15 protein-coding genes are annotated in these 15,724 nt (G+C 62.3%); 12 read left to right on the top strand and 3 right to left on the bottom strand.

The window, feature by feature from the left end; translation table 11 throughout:
* The first annotated feature begins 9 nt into the window (after positions 1–9).
* Entirely contained in the window at positions 10–1,263 is a 1,254-nt protein-coding gene (locus J9892_RS00915; RefSeq protein ID WP_069785475.1) for a phospholipase D family protein, read from the top strand.
* 468 nt (positions 1,264–1,731) lie between these two features.
* Here the strand turns inward: J9892_RS00915 and J9892_RS00910 are convergent, their stop codons facing one another.
* Positions 1,732–2,850 carry a fatty acid desaturase gene (locus J9892_RS00910; protein WP_039040410.1) on the bottom strand — a complete coding sequence of 373 codons (1,119 nt, stop codon included), beginning with the start codon at positions 2,848–2,850 and terminating at the stop codon, positions 1,732–1,734.
* A 149-nt stretch (positions 2,851–2,999) separates the two neighbouring features.
* On the opposite strand from J9892_RS00910, the gene fabR reads away from it, so the two are divergent.
* Positions 3,000–3,620 carry an HTH-type transcriptional repressor FabR gene (gene fabR, locus J9892_RS00905; RefSeq protein WP_010672598.1) on the top strand — a complete coding sequence of 207 codons (621 nt, stop codon included), beginning with the start codon at positions 3,000–3,002 and terminating at the stop codon, positions 3,618–3,620.
* A 19-nt stretch (positions 3,621–3,639) separates the two neighbouring features.
* The gene (locus J9892_RS00900; RefSeq protein ID WP_010672599.1) at positions 3,640–4,005 is read left to right on the top strand and encodes a YijD family membrane protein; all 366 of its coding nucleotides are present in this window, start codon (positions 3,640–3,642) and stop codon (positions 4,003–4,005) included.
* A 33-nt stretch (positions 4,006–4,038) separates the two neighbouring features.
* On the opposite strand, the gene J9892_RS00895 is transcribed toward J9892_RS00900, so the two are convergent.
* The gene (locus tag J9892_RS00895) at positions 4,039–4,353 is read right to left on the bottom strand and encodes a DUF1145 domain-containing protein (RefSeq protein WP_202044502.1); all 315 of its coding nucleotides are present in this window, start codon (positions 4,351–4,353) and stop codon (positions 4,039–4,041) included.
* 108 nt (positions 4,354–4,461) lie between these two features.
* Entirely contained in the window at positions 4,462–5,091 is a 630-nt protein-coding gene (gene rsmD / locus J9892_RS00890) for a 16S rRNA (guanine(966)-N(2))-methyltransferase RsmD (RefSeq protein WP_201887946.1), read from the bottom strand.
* 110 nt (positions 5,092–5,201) lie between these two features.
* Between rsmD and ftsY the strand changes: the two genes are divergently transcribed.
* The 9 genes from ftsY to hutU all read left to right on the top strand — a co-directional run bounded on the left by ftsY (position 5,202) and on the right by hutU (position 15,723).
* A complete protein-coding gene (gene ftsY / locus J9892_RS00885) occupies positions 5,202–6,998 on the top strand; it encodes a signal recognition particle-docking protein FtsY (protein WP_210537891.1) in 1,797 nt (598 codons plus the stop codon).
* Between the two features lie 222 nt (positions 6,999–7,220).
* A complete protein-coding gene (gene ftsE / locus J9892_RS00880; protein ID WP_010672603.1) occupies positions 7,221–7,889 on the top strand; it encodes a cell division ATP-binding protein FtsE in 669 nt (222 codons plus the stop codon).
* Entirely contained in the window at positions 7,889–8,842 is a 954-nt protein-coding gene (gene ftsX, locus J9892_RS00875) for a permease-like cell division protein FtsX (RefSeq protein WP_029313524.1), read from the top strand. Before ftsE ends, ftsX begins: the two co-directional genes overlap by 1 nt.
* A gap of 452 nt (positions 8,843–9,294) precedes the next feature.
* Positions 9,295–10,149 (top strand): RNA polymerase sigma factor RpoH, encoded by an 855-nt coding sequence (gene rpoH / locus J9892_RS00870; protein WP_029313526.1) that lies wholly within the window; start codon positions 9,295–9,297, stop codon positions 10,147–10,149.
* Positions 10,150–10,276: 127 nt separating this feature from the next.
* Entirely contained in the window at positions 10,277–10,936 is a 660-nt protein-coding gene (gene can, locus J9892_RS00865) for a carbonate dehydratase (RefSeq protein ID WP_010672606.1), read from the top strand.
* A 10-nt stretch (positions 10,937–10,946) separates the two neighbouring features.
* Positions 10,947–11,651 (top strand): histidine utilization repressor, encoded by a 705-nt coding sequence (gene hutC, locus J9892_RS00860; protein WP_041212197.1) that lies wholly within the window; start codon positions 10,947–10,949, stop codon positions 11,649–11,651.
* Between the two features lie 156 nt (positions 11,652–11,807).
* Positions 11,808–13,043 carry an imidazolonepropionase gene (hutI, locus tag J9892_RS00855; RefSeq protein ID WP_010672608.1) on the top strand — a complete coding sequence of 412 codons (1,236 nt, stop codon included), beginning with the start codon at positions 11,808–11,810 and terminating at the stop codon, positions 13,041–13,043.
* Positions 13,036–13,974 carry a formimidoylglutamase gene (hutG, locus tag J9892_RS00850; RefSeq protein ID WP_128312912.1) on the top strand — a complete coding sequence of 313 codons (939 nt, stop codon included), beginning with the start codon at positions 13,036–13,038 and terminating at the stop codon, positions 13,972–13,974. Before hutI ends, hutG begins: the two co-directional genes overlap by 8 nt.
* A gap of 45 nt (positions 13,975–14,019) precedes the next feature.
* Positions 14,020–15,723, top strand: a complete 1,704-nt coding sequence (gene hutU / locus J9892_RS00845) for a urocanate hydratase (RefSeq protein ID WP_104455120.1) — start codon at positions 14,020–14,022, stop codon at positions 15,721–15,723.
* Position 15,724: the final 1 nt, after the last annotated feature.

The raw sequence follows: 15,724 nt of genomic DNA, 5'->3' as shown, positions 1-15,724 counted from the left end.
AGATGACCCTTGATCCCCGCCGAGTTTGCCTTGCTCGCCGATCCCGGTGCAGCCCTGAAAGCCCGATGCCAGTTGATCCGCCAGGCTCGCCACCGGATCCTCGCCCAGTATTACAGCTGGGAAGAGGACGGCAGCGGCAAGCTGCTGCTGGCGGAGCTGGTGCGGGCGGCCCGGCGCGGAGTGGTGGTGCAACTGCTCATCGACGATCTCTACGGCGGGGAGAACCGCTTTCTGGAGGCGGTGGCGGCGGAACCGGGCATCGAGGTACGCCTGTTCAACCCCTTCTGGTTGCGGGGCTGGCGTCCTCTGACCCTGCTGCTGGAAGGGGTGCTGAGCTTTCGCCGCATCAATCACCGGATGCACAACAAGCTGCTGCTGGTGGATGGCAGCCAGGCGGTGATCGGCGGGCGCAACATCGGTGATCGTTACTTCGGGCTGGGGATGCCGCCTCACTTCATCGACCTGGATCTGGTCTGCCGCGGCCCCCTCTGTCAGCAGGCCGAGCAGGGGTTCGCGCTGTTCTGGCACAGTCGCTGGAGCCACCCGGTCCGTCGCCTGTTGAGACGCCCCTTGCTGCCAGCCGAAACCCGGGCCCTGAACGATTTCCTGCTGACCCTGACCGACCCCGCCATGGCGGCCGCCTATGATCTGCCGGCCACTCTGTTTGATGAGTGCCCCGTTCCCCTTTGCTGGCATCCCGGGCGAGGGCAGTGCTGGTTCGATCGCCCCGGCAAGGGGCTGGTCGCCCGGCCGACCACGGCGCCCCTGCTGGGACGCATGCTGGCTAGCAATCAGGGGGCCCTGAGGTTGGTGAGCCCTTACCTGATCCTGACACGGGGGCTGCGTCGCCGGCTCAAGGGGCAGCGACGGCAGGGGGGCGACATCGAGATCCTGACCAACTCCCTGGCCAGCACGGACGTGCCCCTGGTCTATGGCGCCTATCGACGTCACCGCCCCTGGCTCGAGCGTCAGGGGGTCACCCTGTTCGAGCTGACGACGGAGGCGTTCAGTCTGCATGCCAAGCTGATCCTGATGGGGAAGGAGGAGGCGCTGCTCGGCAGTTTCAACCTGGATCCCCGCTCCCTGATGCTCAACACCGAGTTGATGCTGCACCTCCATAGCCCGAGGTTGTGCGACGAGTTGCAGCAACTCATTGATGGCTGGTTGCAGCAGGCCGTGCACCCGGTGGCGGCGTCCCCCTCTGCATGGCGGCGCCTGCTGGCGCAATTGAGCGATTGGTTACCTTTGCATCGTTGGTTGTGAGTGGGATCCGCCTTGTGCGAGATCTCGCAAAGCCTTGTGCGCCTTCGAGGATAACGTTTGCCATCCAAAAACGGGACTGGATTGCATCGTATTGTTTTTAATCGATTTATATTAAGGGCGCCGTAACAATCCAGGCTCCTCGACTGCATAGAGGTGCGTGTAGAACGGTTTTTTATTTTATTTAACTGCGTAGTATCTCGAGTGCAAGGACAAACACGGCGGCTGGTCTGCCGTGTGGGTGACGGCAACAGGGGAAATGGGCCAACCGGATTGCTCCGGCAGGCGAGGCGGATCGGGAGCGGAAACCCGTGATGCCAGACAGACCCCCGTGGTTGCGGGAGCCCAATATGGAACATGCTATTTGCGAGGGGGTGACATGCGAATGTTGCCCCATTTTTTTATGCCGCCGTCCGTTTGCTCAATTAAAAAGACCGCCTGCTGGCGGTCTTTTGCGTGATGTCTCGGCGATCAGGCGAGGCCCGCCAGCAGACGACTCCAGTTGCGCTTGGCAACGAGGAAACCGTCTCGCAACGTGCGGTACTCCAGTTGCAGCCTGAGCCTGTCGTAGCGTGCGAGGGCTGTGCGCTTGCGCTGCTCCAGCAGTGACTTGCGGCTGGCATAGTAGTGCTGGATCTGCAGGCTCAGTTTGTCGTACTCCTCCTGCAGCAGTGCCTGCCAGCGTTCCCTGTCATCCTGCTTGTGCACTCTGGCCTGGGCGCGCTTGAGCTGCATCTCCAGCCTGGCCTGTTCGATGCGTTCCTCCGGGCAGGATCTCAGGTCTTTGGCGAGCCCGCACCAGGCGGCGGTGCGGATCAGCCACTTGGTGGGGTCGAACTGCCACCACTGAATGCCGTTGCGGTAGTCGTTCTCGAACAGGTGATGGAAGTTGTGATAGCCCTCGCCAAAGGTGAAGAAGGCCAGGATGCCGTTGTCCCGGGCGCTGTTGCGATCCGTGAACGGCTGGCTGCCCCAGATGTGGGCCAGGGAGTTGATGAAGAAGGTGGTGTGATGGGTCATTACCATGCGCAGCACCCCGGCCAGCAGCATCATGCCGAGCAGATCCCCGTGCAGGAGGCCGAGCAGCAGCGGAATGCCGATGTTGGTGACCAGAGCCAGGGCCAGATAGTGCCTGTGCTGGAAGGCGACCACGGGGTTGTTTTGCAGGTCGCGCACATTGCTGTAGTCGTGGTAGGTATCGCGCTGGTATTCCCGCAGCATCCAGCCGATGTGGGAGTACCAGAAGCCGCGACCCGCACTGTAGGGATCCTTCTGGTTGTCATCCACGTGGCGGTGGTGGCGGCGATGATCCGAGGACCAGTGCAGCGCCGAGTTCTGCAGGGCGAGCGCGCCTCCGATGGCGAAGATCCATTGCAGGGCCGGGTGTGCCTTGTAGGCCTTGTGGGACCAGAGCCTGTGGTAGCCGGCGGTGATGGAGATGCCGCAATAGCAGAACAGCAGCAGGAAGCAGAGCCACTGCCAGAGGTCGTAGCCCTGGCTCAGTCCATACCAGGGAACCGCTATCAGTGCCGTCAGCCCGGAGAGGGCGAACAGCAGGGTGTTGGTCATGATGATCGGGGGGCGGTCCATTTCACTCGGCTCCTTTCAGCGAACAGCTGTTCACTATTCTCCATTGAGCCGGAATGCGGGTCAATGGTAAAAAAGTCGGAGACAAACCTGATCCCGGCCCCGCCTTCGGGTTATCATCTGGCCTCGCTAATCTCAAGGTGACTGTTTTCGTGGGTATTCGCGCGCAACAAAAAGAAAAAACCCGGCGTACGCTGATCGAGGCGGCGTTCAGTCAACTCTGCGCCAACCGCAGTTTCTCCAACCTCAGCCTGCGGGAAGTGGCCAGAGAGGCGGGCATAGCGCCGACCTCCTTCTATCGCCACTTTCGGGACATGGAAGAGCTGGGGCTGACGCTGGTGGACGAGGGAGGGCTGACCCTGCGCCAACTGATGCGCCAGGCGCGCCAGCGCATCGCCGGTGGTGGCAGCGTTATCAGCACCTCGGTGCAGACCTTCATGGAATTCGTCGAAAACAACCCGAACATCTTCCGGCTGCTGCTGCGCGAGCGCTCCGGTACCTCGGCTGCATTCCGTCAGGCGGTGGCCCGGGAGATCCAGCACTTCATCGCCGAGCTGACCGATTATCTGGAAGCCACCACGCAGGCGCCACGGGAAGAGGCCTATATCCAGGCCGAGGCCATGGTGACCATCGTCTTCAGCGCCGGTGCAGACGCCCTCGACATGACCCCGGAAGAGTGCAAGGCACTGTCGGAGCGCACCATCAGCCAGTTGCGGATGATTGCCATGGGCGCCGAGGTGCAGAACCGCAAGCGCCACGAATCTCTCACATAACGCAAGGATGGACAGCCTCATGCATGAACCGAACGCGATCCCGAAGAAGCCCCTGGTGCTGGCCCTGCTGATCGGTATCTGTGGCGATGCCTTCCTGTCGGCCTTGACGGAGTCGGTCGTCCCCTTCTCCTTCTACCCCCTCATCGCCCTGTTGCTGGCGGCCAGCCAGCTCTATCAGCACTATCGCCATGAGCCCATGGTGGGCAACACACCCAGCTGCATCCTGCTCTGCTTCTTTATCGGCGTGTTCGGCCATTCTGCCCTGGTCAAGGTGCAGTACCCCGAGCTTGGCAGCAACTTCTTCTCCCTCATTGCCATGCTGCTGCTGCTCGCCGCCCTCTCCATCAAGCTCGGAATCAGCCTCGGAAAAACGCAGAAGGAGTGACGAATCACTCCTTCTGGTCGGGCCGGGGGTGGCCTAGTCGGCCCTGGGGGGGATCTCTCCCTGCTTCCTGGCGTCTATGATGGCCTGCAGCTTGGTGCGGATATCCATCATGCCGAACACCCCGAAGATCAGCACCTGGGTGAATTCGAGACGAGTGACCGCGAAGTAGGGTTTGCAGGCCGCCTTGATCATGCTGGCCTGTACCCAGTGCATCAATATCACGATGACGCCGCACACCGGCAGAAAGCCGTTCAGTTTGCCCGGCAGGGTGCCCAGCAGGGCGAGTGCCACACCGAACCAGAAGAACAGCAGCACCCCCATCGCCAACAGATTAAACACCCGCTTCATCGTTTACCTCCCGTACATAGAGTTGATAGCAGGCCTGATGTGATCGACCTGCTTGTCCTTGAGCCGTTGTCCAAATTGACGGAGAAGGGGACTGTGCCCATCCCCCCTTTAAACCGCAGCGTCATGCTTGGTGTCCCGCAGATAGAGCTGATAGCAGACCTGACCAGCCTGCTTGTCCTTGAGTAGTTTCCAGCTGGCGGGCAGCGTCAGATCGGCCATCTCTTTTTCCCGCTCCAGATAGATGAGGGCATCGGATGCCAGCCAGCCGCGTTGCTCCAGCAGCTCGCACACCTGGGGCAGCAGCTCGCGACGAAACGGTGGGTCCAGAAAGACCAGATCGAAGGGGGTGGCCGGGCCTTGCAGCCAGCTCACGGCATCGGCCTGGATCACCTGCCCCTGGCTGCTGCCCAGGGTCGTCAGGTTCTTCTTGAGCTGGTCGGCGGCGCCTCTGTCCATCTCGATCAGGGTGACCTGTTCGGCATAGCGGGACAAGGCTTCCAGCCCCAGCCCGCCGCTGCCGGCGAACAGATCCAGACAGCGGGTACCGCGCACGTGGGGAGCCAGCCAGTTGAAGATGGTCTCCTTGACGCGATCCGTGGTGGGTCTGAGCCCTTCCACATCCCTGACGGGGAGTTTGCGCCCCTTCCATTGGCCGCTGATGATTCGTACCACGCCCGCTCGCCCCTGAGGGGCCGGGCTCTTGCTCGGGCTGTTACGGCTGGATTTCACTCTGGGCATCGCGTTTCGTCGTCAGAAAATAAAGTGATAGTATAAGGCGGTTCATTTTTATGCCGACCCGCCGAGGGACGGCTATCTTAGCAGTCAGCCTTTGATGTGAGTATTTTTAGATGGCAAAAGGTTTGTTTTCCTGGCTGGGTTTCGGCCGCAAGAAAGAAGAGGCTGAGGCCGTTCCATCGCAGGCGCCCGACGCTACCCCGGCGGTAGTCGAGTCGCAGGCCGCCGCTGTTCCCGCGCCTGTCGCCGATGTTGCCCCGGCTGATGCCCCCGCCGCCAAGCCCGAAGCGCCGCTGAGCGGCCCTGACGAAGGCCCCCTGGTTGTGGAAGAGCCGGAGGGCGAGCTTGAGCCCGTCATCGTCAATGAGGCCTTGATCTCAACCGAAGCTCAAGTCGCAGAAGAAGCCATTGTCGCCGCCGAAGCCCGCGCTTTGGAAGAGGCCCGTATTGCCGCCGAAGCTCGCGCTGCAGAAGAGGCCCGTGTTGCCGCCGAAGCCCGCGCCGCAGAAGAGGTCCGTGTTGCCGCCGAAGCTCGCGCCGCAGAAGAAGCCCGTACTGCCGCCGAAGCTCGCGCTGCAGAAGAGGCCCGTATTGCCGCCGAGGCCCGCATCGCTGCCGAAGCCCGCGCCGCGGAAGAAGCCCGTATTGCTGCCGAGGCCCGCGCTGCGGAAGAGGCTCGCATCGCTGCCGAGGCTCGCGCCGCAGAAGAAGCCCGTATTGCCGCCGAAGCCCGCGCTGCGGAAGAGGCTCGCATCGCTGCCGAAGCCCGTGCCGCGGAAGAAGCCCGTATTGCCGCCGAGGCCCGTACTGCGGAAGAGGCTCGTGTTGCCGCCGAAGCTCAGGCTGCCGAGGAAGCCCGTGTCGCCAAAGAGGCCCAGCGAGCGGAAGATTTGCGTCTGGTCGCCGCGATGGAGGCTGAGGCCGCTGCCCTGGCCGCTCTGCCACTTGCCGCCAAGGTGGACGACGACACTCAGGAGAAGCCGCAGCGGGAGGGCTTCTTTGCCCGCCTCAAGCGCAGCCTGGTGCGTACCAGGGAGAATATCGGTTCCGGTTTCTTCGGCCTGTTCAGCGGCAAGAAGATCGATGACGATCTGTTCGAAGAGCTGGAGACCCAGCTGCTGACCGCCGATCTTGGCGTCGACACCACCACCCGCATCATCGAGGGGCTGGTACAGCACGCGGACCGCAAGCAGCTCAAGGACGCCGAGGCGCTCTACGGTCTGCTCAAACAGGACATGGGCGAGATGCTGGCCAAGGTCGAGCAGCCCCTGGTGATCGACACCAGCAAGAAGCCTTACGTCATCCTGATGGTCGGCGTGAACGGCGTCGGCAAGACCACCACCATCGGCAAACTGGCCAAACAGTTCCAGGCCGAGGGCAAGAGCGTGATGCTGGCCGCTGGCGATACCTTCCGTGCTGCCGCCGTCGAGCAGCTGCAGGTGTGGGGTCAGCGCAACAACATTCCGGTGATTGCCCAGCACACCGGTGCCGACTCCGCTTCCGTCATCTATGACGCCATCGAGGCTGCCCGCTCCCGCGGGGCTGACGTGCTGATCGCCGATACCGCTGGCCGCCTGCAGAACAAGAGCAACCTGATGGAGGAGCTCAAGAAGGTGGTGCGGGTGATGAAGAAGCTGGACGATGCGGCGCCCCACGAGATCATGCTTACCCTGGACGCAGGCACCGGCCAGAACGCATTGAGCCAGGCCAAGCTGTTCAGCGAGGCGGTGGGCCTGACCGGCATCACCCTCACCAAGCTGGACGGCACCGCCAAGGGTGGCGTCATCTTCGCGGTGGCCGACAAGTTCCAGATCCCGATCCGCTACATCGGGGTGGGCGAGGGGATCGACGATCTGCGCCCGTTCGTCGCCAACGACTTTATCGAGGCGCTCTTCAGCCGCGAAGAATAAATCCGGCTGACATGAGTCGGCCCGGCCGTGACAAGCACGTGTTCCATACCCCGACTCCGGTCGGGGTATGTCACTATGAGGGCGCAGGCATGGCTCATCCGGACAAGGATGACACGCGGCATGGTTGTGACCGGTGTTGTCATCCAGGTGTTGTGCCGGTACGGGGGAGTGAGCGCCCCATGCTTTATCCCGGTCGGGGTTTGTCAATCTCAGGGAACCGTTATGATTCGTTTTGACAAGGTCAGCAAGGTCTACAGTGGCGGTCATCAAGCGCTGCAAAAGGTCAGTTTTCACCTGCGCAAGGGGGAGATGGCCTTCCTGACCGGCCATTCGGGGGCGGGCAAGAGTACCCTCCTCAAGCTCATCAGCGTGATGGAACGACCGACCGACGGCCGCGTCTTCTTCCACGGCGATGACGTCAGCCACATCCAGCGCAGCCAGATCCCCTACGTGCGCCGCCAGATCGGCATGATCTTCCAGGATCACCGCCTGCTGATGGATCGTACCGTGTTCGACAACGTCGCCCTGCCCCTGGTGATCGATGGCTACAGCCATGGGGACATCAACAAGCGGGTGGCGGCGGCGCTGGACAAGGTCGGGCTGCTCGGCAAGGAGCGCTACCAGCCGCGCATGCTCTCCGGTGGTGAGCAGCAACGGGTCGGCATCGCCCGCGCCATCGTCAACAAACCACCGCTGCTGCTGGCGGACGAGCCGACCGGCAACCTGGATCCCCAGCTTTCCATGGACATCATGCGCCTGTTCGAGGAGTTCAACCGCTTCGGCGTCTCCGTGCTGATTGCCACTCACGATCTGGGGCTGATCGCCCGGATGCGCTACCGCACCCTGACCCTCAAGGCGGGTCGCATGTATTCGTCCGGGGAGGATCGCTGATGGCTATTGTTCGTCATAAACAGCCGCCGTTGCGTCGCTTGATGATGTATGGCGTGGATCACGTGCGCCAGGCCTTTGCCAGCCTGGGTGAGCTGTGGCGCAACCCGCTCGCCTCCCTGATGACCCTGGCGGTACTTGGCGTGAGTCTGGCGCTGCCTTCCTGTTTCCACGTATTGCTGAAGAATGCCGAAGTGGTAGAGGGGAGCTGGCAGACCAGCTCCCAGATCTCCCTCTATTTGCGCAAGGATCTGCCGGAGCAGAGCATCCTCGACATGAAGCAGCGGATCCTGCTCTATCCGGAGGTGGAGTCTGTCACTTATATGAACCGTGACGAGGCGCTCAGGGAATTTCGGGAGATCTCCGGCTTCGGTGATGCCCTGGATTATCTGGACAGCAACCCGCTGCCGCCGGTGCTGAGCGTGATCCCGGATCCGCGCTGGCAGAATCCGGAAGGGGCCGCCGAGCTGCTCGCCAAGCTGGAGAACGAGCCCGGTATCGAGCAGGGCAAGCTGGATCTGCAGTGGCTGACCCGGTTGCAGGGGATCATGAACCTGCTGCGCCACACCATTACAGGTATCGCGGTGTTGCTGCTCTCCGCCGTGTTGCTGATCGTGGGCAACACCCTGCGCCTGAATATCCTGAACCAGCGTTCCGAGATTGAAGTGCTCAAGCTGGTGGGCGCGACCGATGCCTTCATCCACCGTCCCTTCCTCTATACGGGCATCTGGTTCGGGGTCATCGGCGGCATGCTGGCCTGGTGGCTGACCGAGGTGATGGTGATCTGGAGCGAGGGGGTGGTGAAGGAGCTGGCGGGGCTCTACAACAGCAACTTCCGTCTGGTGGGGATGGGGGCGTTCGACGGCTTCAATCTCATACTGCTGGGCGCCCTGCTGGGGTTGATCGCCTCCTGGTTCTCGGTGCACAGGCATATTCGCGACATAGAACCGTCCTGATTGATTTATCAGCATTTTAAAGCGCTGGATTTTGCGAACTGGATCAAGTAAAAGAGTGGCCCGTTTCTGGCACGGGCCACTTTCTCAGAGTAATCTAAATGGTGTCTGCGCCGAGGATCATATGTGGATCCTCTGAACCTTTTGATTTATCAATGGTCTATTGACTGCAACAGAATGAATACGGGTATGGCCCCTATGCCTTGCTCGTCTGACTTGGCAAGCATGTGAAGGTTGCGAGCTCCGCAACAATGGACTTAGCATGCTACTTTTCAGGGGTCCTTTACTGTGACCCCTTTTTTTTGACTGTTCATTTATGATTCATGCCGTCAGCCTAAGATAGGCCGGGTTCATGCTGGGGTGATGTATGATGCAGCACGCAGAATGATACCTGGTCGGTAGACACGTCTTCTCAGGGTGTTAGACTGATTCGATTGAAAAGTAAGAGGTAGAACATGGGAACTTCATTGCAACGCACTATGGCTCTGATTCCGCAAGGTAGTCTGGAAGGCTATATCCAGGCCGTCAACTCGATCCCTGTGCTGAGCGCAGAGGAAGAGCGCGAACTGGCGATGCGTCTGCAGCAGGATGGTGATCTCGAAGCTGCACGCCAGCTCGTTATGTCGCACCTGCGTTTTGTCGTTCACGTGGCCAAGAGCTACTCCGGCTATGGCCTGCCTCAGGCCGATCTGGTGCAGGAAGGCAACATCGGCCTGATGAAAGCCGTCAAACGCTTTGACCCGAGCGTGGGCGTGCGTCTGGTCTCCTTCGCCGTACACTGGATCAAGGCCGAAATCCACGAATATGTGTTGCGCAACTGGCGCATGGTCAAGGTGGCGACCACCAAGGCCCAGCGCAAGCTGTTCTTCAACCTGCGCAAGTCCAAGAAGCGTCTGGGCTGGCTGAACCACGAAGAAGTGCAGGCCGTGGCTGCCGACCTCGGGGTATCCGCTGCCGACGTCACCGAGATGGAAGCGCGCATGAGCAATTACGATCAGGCTTTCGATCTGGTCGGTGACGATGAAGACGAGGGTGGCTTCGCGCCGGTGCACTATCTGGAAGACAAATCTTCCGATCTCGCCGCGAACATCGAGAACGACAACTGGGACAGCCATGCCACCCGTCGTCTGAGTGCGGCCATGGCGACCCTGGACGAGCGCAGCCAGCACATCATTCGTGCCCGCTGGCTCGATGACGAGAGCAAGACCACCCTGCAGGAGCTGGCCGATACTTACGGCGTCTCGGCCGAGCGGGTGCGCCAGCTTGAGAAAAACGCGCTCAAGAAGCTGAAAGATGCCATGGATGCCTGACGGCCTCCTCCGGTAAGAAGCAGGGCCTGATGGCCCTGTTTTTGTTTTGCGGGGATCTGGTCGGCCTTGCCTTGGTTACCCTTGTGTATGGTATGTTGCCGCCACTGCCACAGTAGGGAGAGCAGAAGTGAAACTGTTGAACGACTTGTTTACCAACAACCGCGAGTGGGCGGAACGGATCAAGGCCGAGGATCCCAATTTCTTCGCTACCCTGTCCGCCCAGCAGGCACCCGAGTACCTCTGGATCGGCTGTTCCGACAGCCGGGTTCCCGCCAACCAGCTGATGGGGCTCTTGCCGGGGGACGTCTTTGTCCACCGCAACGTCGCCAACCTGGTGGTGCACACCGATTTCAACTGCCTCTCGGTGCTGCAATACGCGGTGGAGGTGCTCAAGGTGAAGCACATCATCGTCTGCGGCCACTATGGCTGCGGTGGCGTCAAGGCTGCGATGCAGAACCAGGAGCTGGGTCTCATCGACAACTGGCTGCGCAACATCAAGGACGTCTACTTCAAATACGGCGAACAGCTCGAAGCCATCGAGGATGAGCACGAGCGCTTCGACTACCTGTGCGAGCTGAACGTGGCCGAGCAGGTCGCCAACGTCTGTCACACCACCATCATCCAGAATGCCTGGCGCAAGGGGCAGGAGCTGGCGGTGCACGGCTGGATCTACGGCATCAAGGATGGCCTGCTGCACGATCTCGATCTCTGCATCAGCGGCCCTGACCAGATCCCTGACGTCTATCGCGCCTGGCCGGACATGCGTCCGCCCCATCGTCGCCGCTGAGGACCATCCGGTGGCTCCTGCGCTCTACCTTCAGATAAAGCAGCACATCCTGGACGGGATCCGCGAACGCCACTATCAGGCGGGCGACCGGATCCCGACCGAGGCCGCCCTGTGCGAGCAGTTTGCCGTGAGCCGCATGACGGTGAACAAGGCGCTGCGTGAGCTGGTGGCCGAAGGCTGGCTGGTGCGCACCGCCGGATCCGGCAGTTTCGTGGCCGACAGGCGTACCGAGTCGCCGCTCCTGGCGATTCGCAATATTGCAGACGAGATCGCCGAGCGGGGCAGCGAGTACAGCGCGCGGGTGATCCGGCTGCAACGTCAGGCCGCCGACGAGAAAGTGGCGGTGCGTCTGGGCCTGCGGGTCGGGGCGCCCACCTTTCACAGCCTCATCGTCCATCAGGCCGATGGGGAGCCGCTGCAACTGGAGGAGCGCTTCGTCGATGCCGAGCGACTGCCCGGCTATGGCGAGCAGGATTTCACCCAGCAGACGCCAAACAGCTATCTGATGGAGATCTGCCCCCTCTCCGAGATGGAGCACGTGGTAGAAGCCGTGTTGCCGAGTGCTGGTGAAGCCGGACTGCTGCAAGTGAGGGTCGACACCCCCTGCCTGCTGCTGCACCGGCGCACCTGGTCAGACGGCTGTCTGGTCTCCTATGCCAGATTGTTGTCGCCGGGTTCCCGCTACAAGCTGAGCTCCAAGACGCGTCTCGCATAATTGTATATACAAATTAAGCATTTAAAAGCCCACCTCTCGGTGGGCTTTTTTGTGTTTACACTCTAATAAAGCCGCTGTTATCAAGATGTGAACTTGATCCTTCCTTTCTTTTCAGAGATCGGCTATAAATTATTGTATATACATTTAGAGGTCGGTATGAACAAGGAACTGTTGAACTGCGAGCGGGTCTGGCTCAACGTGACACCCGCCACCCTGCGCCCCGATCTGGCGGACTACGGCCTGCTGGAGCCCCATGCCCTTGGCGTGCGGGATGGCAAGATCCACGCTCTGGTCCCCATGCAGGATCTCAAGGGCCCCTATGCCGCCTCCTGGCAGGACATGAAGGGGAAGCTGGTCACCCCCGGTCTCATCGATTGCCACACCCACCTCATCTTCGCCGGCAGTCGCGCCGAAGAGTTCGAGCTGCGCCAGAAGGGAGTCCCCTATGCGGAGATCGCCCGCAAGGGGGGTGGCATCATCAGCACGGTGCGCGCCACCCGGGCAGCCAGCGAGGAGCGGCTCTATGAGCTGGCGTTGCCGCGGATCAAGTCCCTGATCCGGGAAGGGGTCACCACAGTCGAAATCAAGTCCGGCTACGGCCTCACCCTGGAAGACGAGCTCAAGATGTTGCGGGTGGCCCGTCGTCTGGGAGAGACGCAGCCCATCCGGGTCAAGACCACGCTGCTGGCGGCCCATGCGGTGCCGCCGGAGTATCGCGACGATCCCGACTCCTGGGTCGAGACCATCTGCCAGGAGATCATCCCGGCGGCGGCCGAGGCAGGTCTCGCGGATGCGGTGGATGTCTTCTGCGAGCACATCGGCTTCTCCCTTGCCCAGACCGAGCAGGTCTATCTGGCGGCGGATCAGTACAACCTCGCGGTGAAAGGGCACATGGATCAGCTCTCCAACCTGGGGGGCAGCACGCTCGCCGCCCACTTCGGCGCCCTCTCGGTGGATCATCTGGAATATCTGGATCAGGACGGGATCCAGGCGCTGGCCCACCGTGGCGTGGTCGCCACCCTGCTGCCCACCGCTTTCTATTTCCTCAAGGAGACCAAGCTGCCCCCGATCGCTGCCTTGCGCAAGGCGGGGGTACCCATGGCTGTCTCTTCCGACATCAACCCGGGCACGGCCCCCATCGTCTCCTTGCGCATGGCCATGAACATGGCTTGCACCCTGTTTGGCCTGACCCCGGTGGAGGCCATGGCCGGGGTGACCCGCCACGCCGCCAGGGCGCTCGGCGAGCAGGAACGGCTGGGGCAGCTCAAGGTCGGCATGCTGGCGGATTTCCTTGTCTGGAACTGCGGCCATCCGGCCGAGCTCAGCTACCTCATCGGCGTCGATCAGCTGGTGAGCCGTGTGGTCAACGGGGAGGAAACCCTTCATGGATAAGTTCAACGGGATCGACATGTCGGTCTGGCAGGGGCGTCAGGATCCCGAAGACGGCGAGCTGGCCCTGCGCTGGCACGATAGGGTGCAACCCTGGCAGGGGAATCGCGAACCCGGCGTGGTGCTGCTCGGCTTTGCCTGTGACGAAGGGGTGCGCCGCAACAAGGGGCGGGTCGGCGCGGCCGGTGCACCGCTGGCGGTGCGCAAGCTGCTGGCCAACACGGCCTGGCATCTGGGCGCCCCCGTCTATGACGGCGGGGATCTGGCCTGTGAGGACGGCGATCTCGATGCCGCCCACGGGCGCGTGGCCGAGCGGGTCGCGAGTGCGCTGGATCAGGGGCACTTCCCCCTGGTGCTGGGAGGCGGCCACGAGGTGGCGTTCGGCAGCTGGAGCGGCCTGAACCGTCATCTTGGCGGCGAAGGGCGGGTCGGGATCATCAATTTCGACGCCCACTTCGATCTGCGCATGAAACAGGAGCAGGCGAGCTCGGGCACCCCCTTCTTCCAGATTGCCGAGCAGTGCGCTGCCCAGGGCACCCCCTTTCACTATGCCTGTCTCGGGGTGGCCGAAACCGCCAATACCGCGGCGCTCTTTGCCCGCGCCGAGGCGCTGGGAGTCTGGCACGTGCTGGACGAGGCGATGACGCCGACCGAGCTGCCAGCCTTGCTAGGCGGGCTGGATGCCTTTATCGCCCGTTGCGACCACCTCTATCTCACCATCGATCTCGACGTGCTGCCGGCGGCAGTGATGCCGGGAGTGAGCGCTCCCGCCGCTCGCGGCGTGGAGCTGGCGGTCATCGAACCGCTCATCGCCCATATCCGGGCCAGCGGCAAGCTCAGGCTCGCCGATCTGGCTGAGTACAACCCGAACCTGGATCAGGACAACCGCAGTGCCCGCGTGGCCGCGCGCCTGGTTCACCAGTTGACCAAGTAGTGGCGCACCGCGCCGCCTGACTGCATCGCTAAACAAGGAGTGTCTATGTCTGTACAACACCAGGATCCCCGCCACGATCCGAGCCGCGTGATCCGTGCTCCCCACGGCACCCAGCTGACCGCCAAGAGCTGGCTCACCGAAGCGCCACTGCGGATGCTGATGAACAACCTGGATCCGGATGTTGCCGAGCATCCCCAGTCCCTGGTGGTGTACGGCGGCATCGGCCGCGCCGCCCGCAACTGGGCCTGCTATGACAAGATCGTCGAGGTGCTGACCCGGCTCGAGGACGATCAGACCCTGCTGGTGCAATCCGGCAAGCCGGTCGGGGTGTTCCAGACCCACAAGGATGCGCCGCGGGTGCTCATCGCCAACTCCAACCTGGTGCCCCACTGGGCCAACTGGGAGCACTTCAACGAGCTCGATAAAAAGGGTCTGATGATGTACGGCCAGATGACCGCTGGCTCCTGGATCTACATCGGCACCCAGGGCATCGTGCAGGGCACCTACGAGACCTTCTTCGCGGTGGCCAACCAGCACTTCAATGGCGAGCCCAAAGGCCGCTGGATCCTGACCGGGGGCCTGGGTGGCATGGGCGGTGCCCAGCCTCTGGCCGCCACCATGGCCGGTTTCTCCATGATCGCCGTGGAGTGCGACGAGACCCGTATCGATTTCCGTCTGCGTACCCGCTACGTCGACAAGAAGGCCCACAGCCTGGATGAGGCGCTGGCCATGGTCGAGGAGGCCAAACGCAGCGGCACCGCCGTCTCCGTCGGCCTGCTCGGCAACGCCGCCGACGTCTTCGCCGAGCTGGTGGCTCGCGGCATCACGCCAGACGTGGTGACCGACCAGACCTCCGCCCATGACCCGGTACACGGCTACCTGCCCCAGGGCTGGAGCGTGGCCCAATGGCGCGATCTGCAAAAGAGCGCACCGGACGAGGTCAACGTGGCGGCTCGCCGCTCCATGGCCCGTCAGGTCGAAGCCATGCTGACCCTGCAATCCCGCGGCGCCGCCACGCTCGATTACGGCAACAACATCCGCCAGATGGCGCTGGAAGAGGGGGTCAAGAATGCCTTCGACTTCCCGGGCTTCGTGCCGGCCTACATCCGCCCGCTGTTCTGCGAGGGCATTGGCCCGTTCCGCTGGGTGGCGCTCTCCGGCGACCCGGAAGACATCTACAAGACCGACCAGAAGGTAAAAGAGCTGATCCCGGACGATCCCCACCTGCACAACTGGCTCGACATGGCCCGCGAGCGCATCGCCTTCCAGGGCCTGCCGGCGCGGATCTGCTGGGTTGGTGTCAAGGATCGGGTGCGCCTGGGCCTGGCCTTCAACGAGATGGTGAAGAATGGCGAGCTGAAGGCTCCGGTCGTCATCGGCCGTGACCACCTTGACTCCGGCTCGGTGGCGAGCCCGAACCGCGAGACCGAATCCATGATGGATGGTTCCGACGCCGTTTCCGACTGGCCGCTGCTCAACGCCCTGCTCAACACCGCAGGCGGTGCGACCTGGGTTTCCCTGCACCACGGTGGCGGTGTGGGCATGGGCTTCTCCCAGCACTCCGGCGTGGTGATCGTCTGTGACGGCACCGACGATGCCGCCAAGCGGGTCGGCCGCGTGCTGCGCAACGACCCGGCCACCGGGGTGATGCGTCACGCCGACGCCGGCTACGAGATTGCCATCAACTGTGCCCATGAGGCGAAACTGGATCTGCCGATGATCGACGCCACCGGCAAAGGGGTGAAATAAG

Source organism: Aeromonas sp. Prich7-2 (assembly GCF_017939255.1).
GTDB classification, from domain to species: domain Bacteria; phylum Pseudomonadota; class Gammaproteobacteria; order Enterobacterales; family Aeromonadaceae; genus Aeromonas; species Aeromonas caviae.
The sequence above is the reverse complement of the archived record's forward strand: the minus strand, read 5'-3'. Positions and strand labels throughout refer to the sequence as shown.

What these genes read in the sequence shown, in the direction of transcription:
- J9892_RS00910 (WP_039040410.1), bottom strand. Translation starts at nt 2,850, where the DNA reads ATGGACCGCCCCCCGATCATCATGACCAACACCCTGCTGTTCGCCCTC.
- J9892_RS00900 (WP_010672599.1), top strand. Translation starts at nt 3,640, where the DNA reads ATGCATGAACCGAACGCGATCCCGAAGAAGCCCCTGGTGCTGGCCCTG.
- J9892_RS00895 (WP_202044502.1), bottom strand. Translation starts at nt 4,353, where the DNA reads ATGAAGCGGGTGTTTAATCTGTTGGCGATGGGGGTGCTGCTGTTCTTC.
- rsmD (WP_201887946.1), bottom strand. Translation starts at nt 5,091, where the DNA reads ATGCCCAGAGTGAAATCCAGCCGTAACAGCCCGAGCAAGAGCCCGGCC.
- ftsY (WP_210537891.1), top strand. Translation starts at nt 5,202, where the DNA reads ATGGCAAAAGGTTTGTTTTCCTGGCTGGGTTTCGGCCGCAAGAAAGAA.
- ftsE (WP_010672603.1), top strand. Translation starts at nt 7,221, where the DNA reads ATGATTCGTTTTGACAAGGTCAGCAAGGTCTACAGTGGCGGTCATCAA.
- ftsX (WP_029313524.1), top strand. Translation starts at nt 7,889, where the DNA reads ATGGCTATTGTTCGTCATAAACAGCCGCCGTTGCGTCGCTTGATGATG.
- rpoH (WP_029313526.1), top strand. Translation starts at nt 9,295, where the DNA reads ATGGGAACTTCATTGCAACGCACTATGGCTCTGATTCCGCAAGGTAGT.
- hutI (WP_010672608.1), top strand. Translation starts at nt 11,808, where the DNA reads ATGAACAAGGAACTGTTGAACTGCGAGCGGGTCTGGCTCAACGTGACA.
- hutG (WP_128312912.1), top strand. Translation starts at nt 13,036, where the DNA reads ATGGATAAGTTCAACGGGATCGACATGTCGGTCTGGCAGGGGCGTCAG.
- hutU (WP_104455120.1), top strand. Translation starts at nt 14,020, where the DNA reads ATGTCTGTACAACACCAGGATCCCCGCCACGATCCGAGCCGCGTGATC.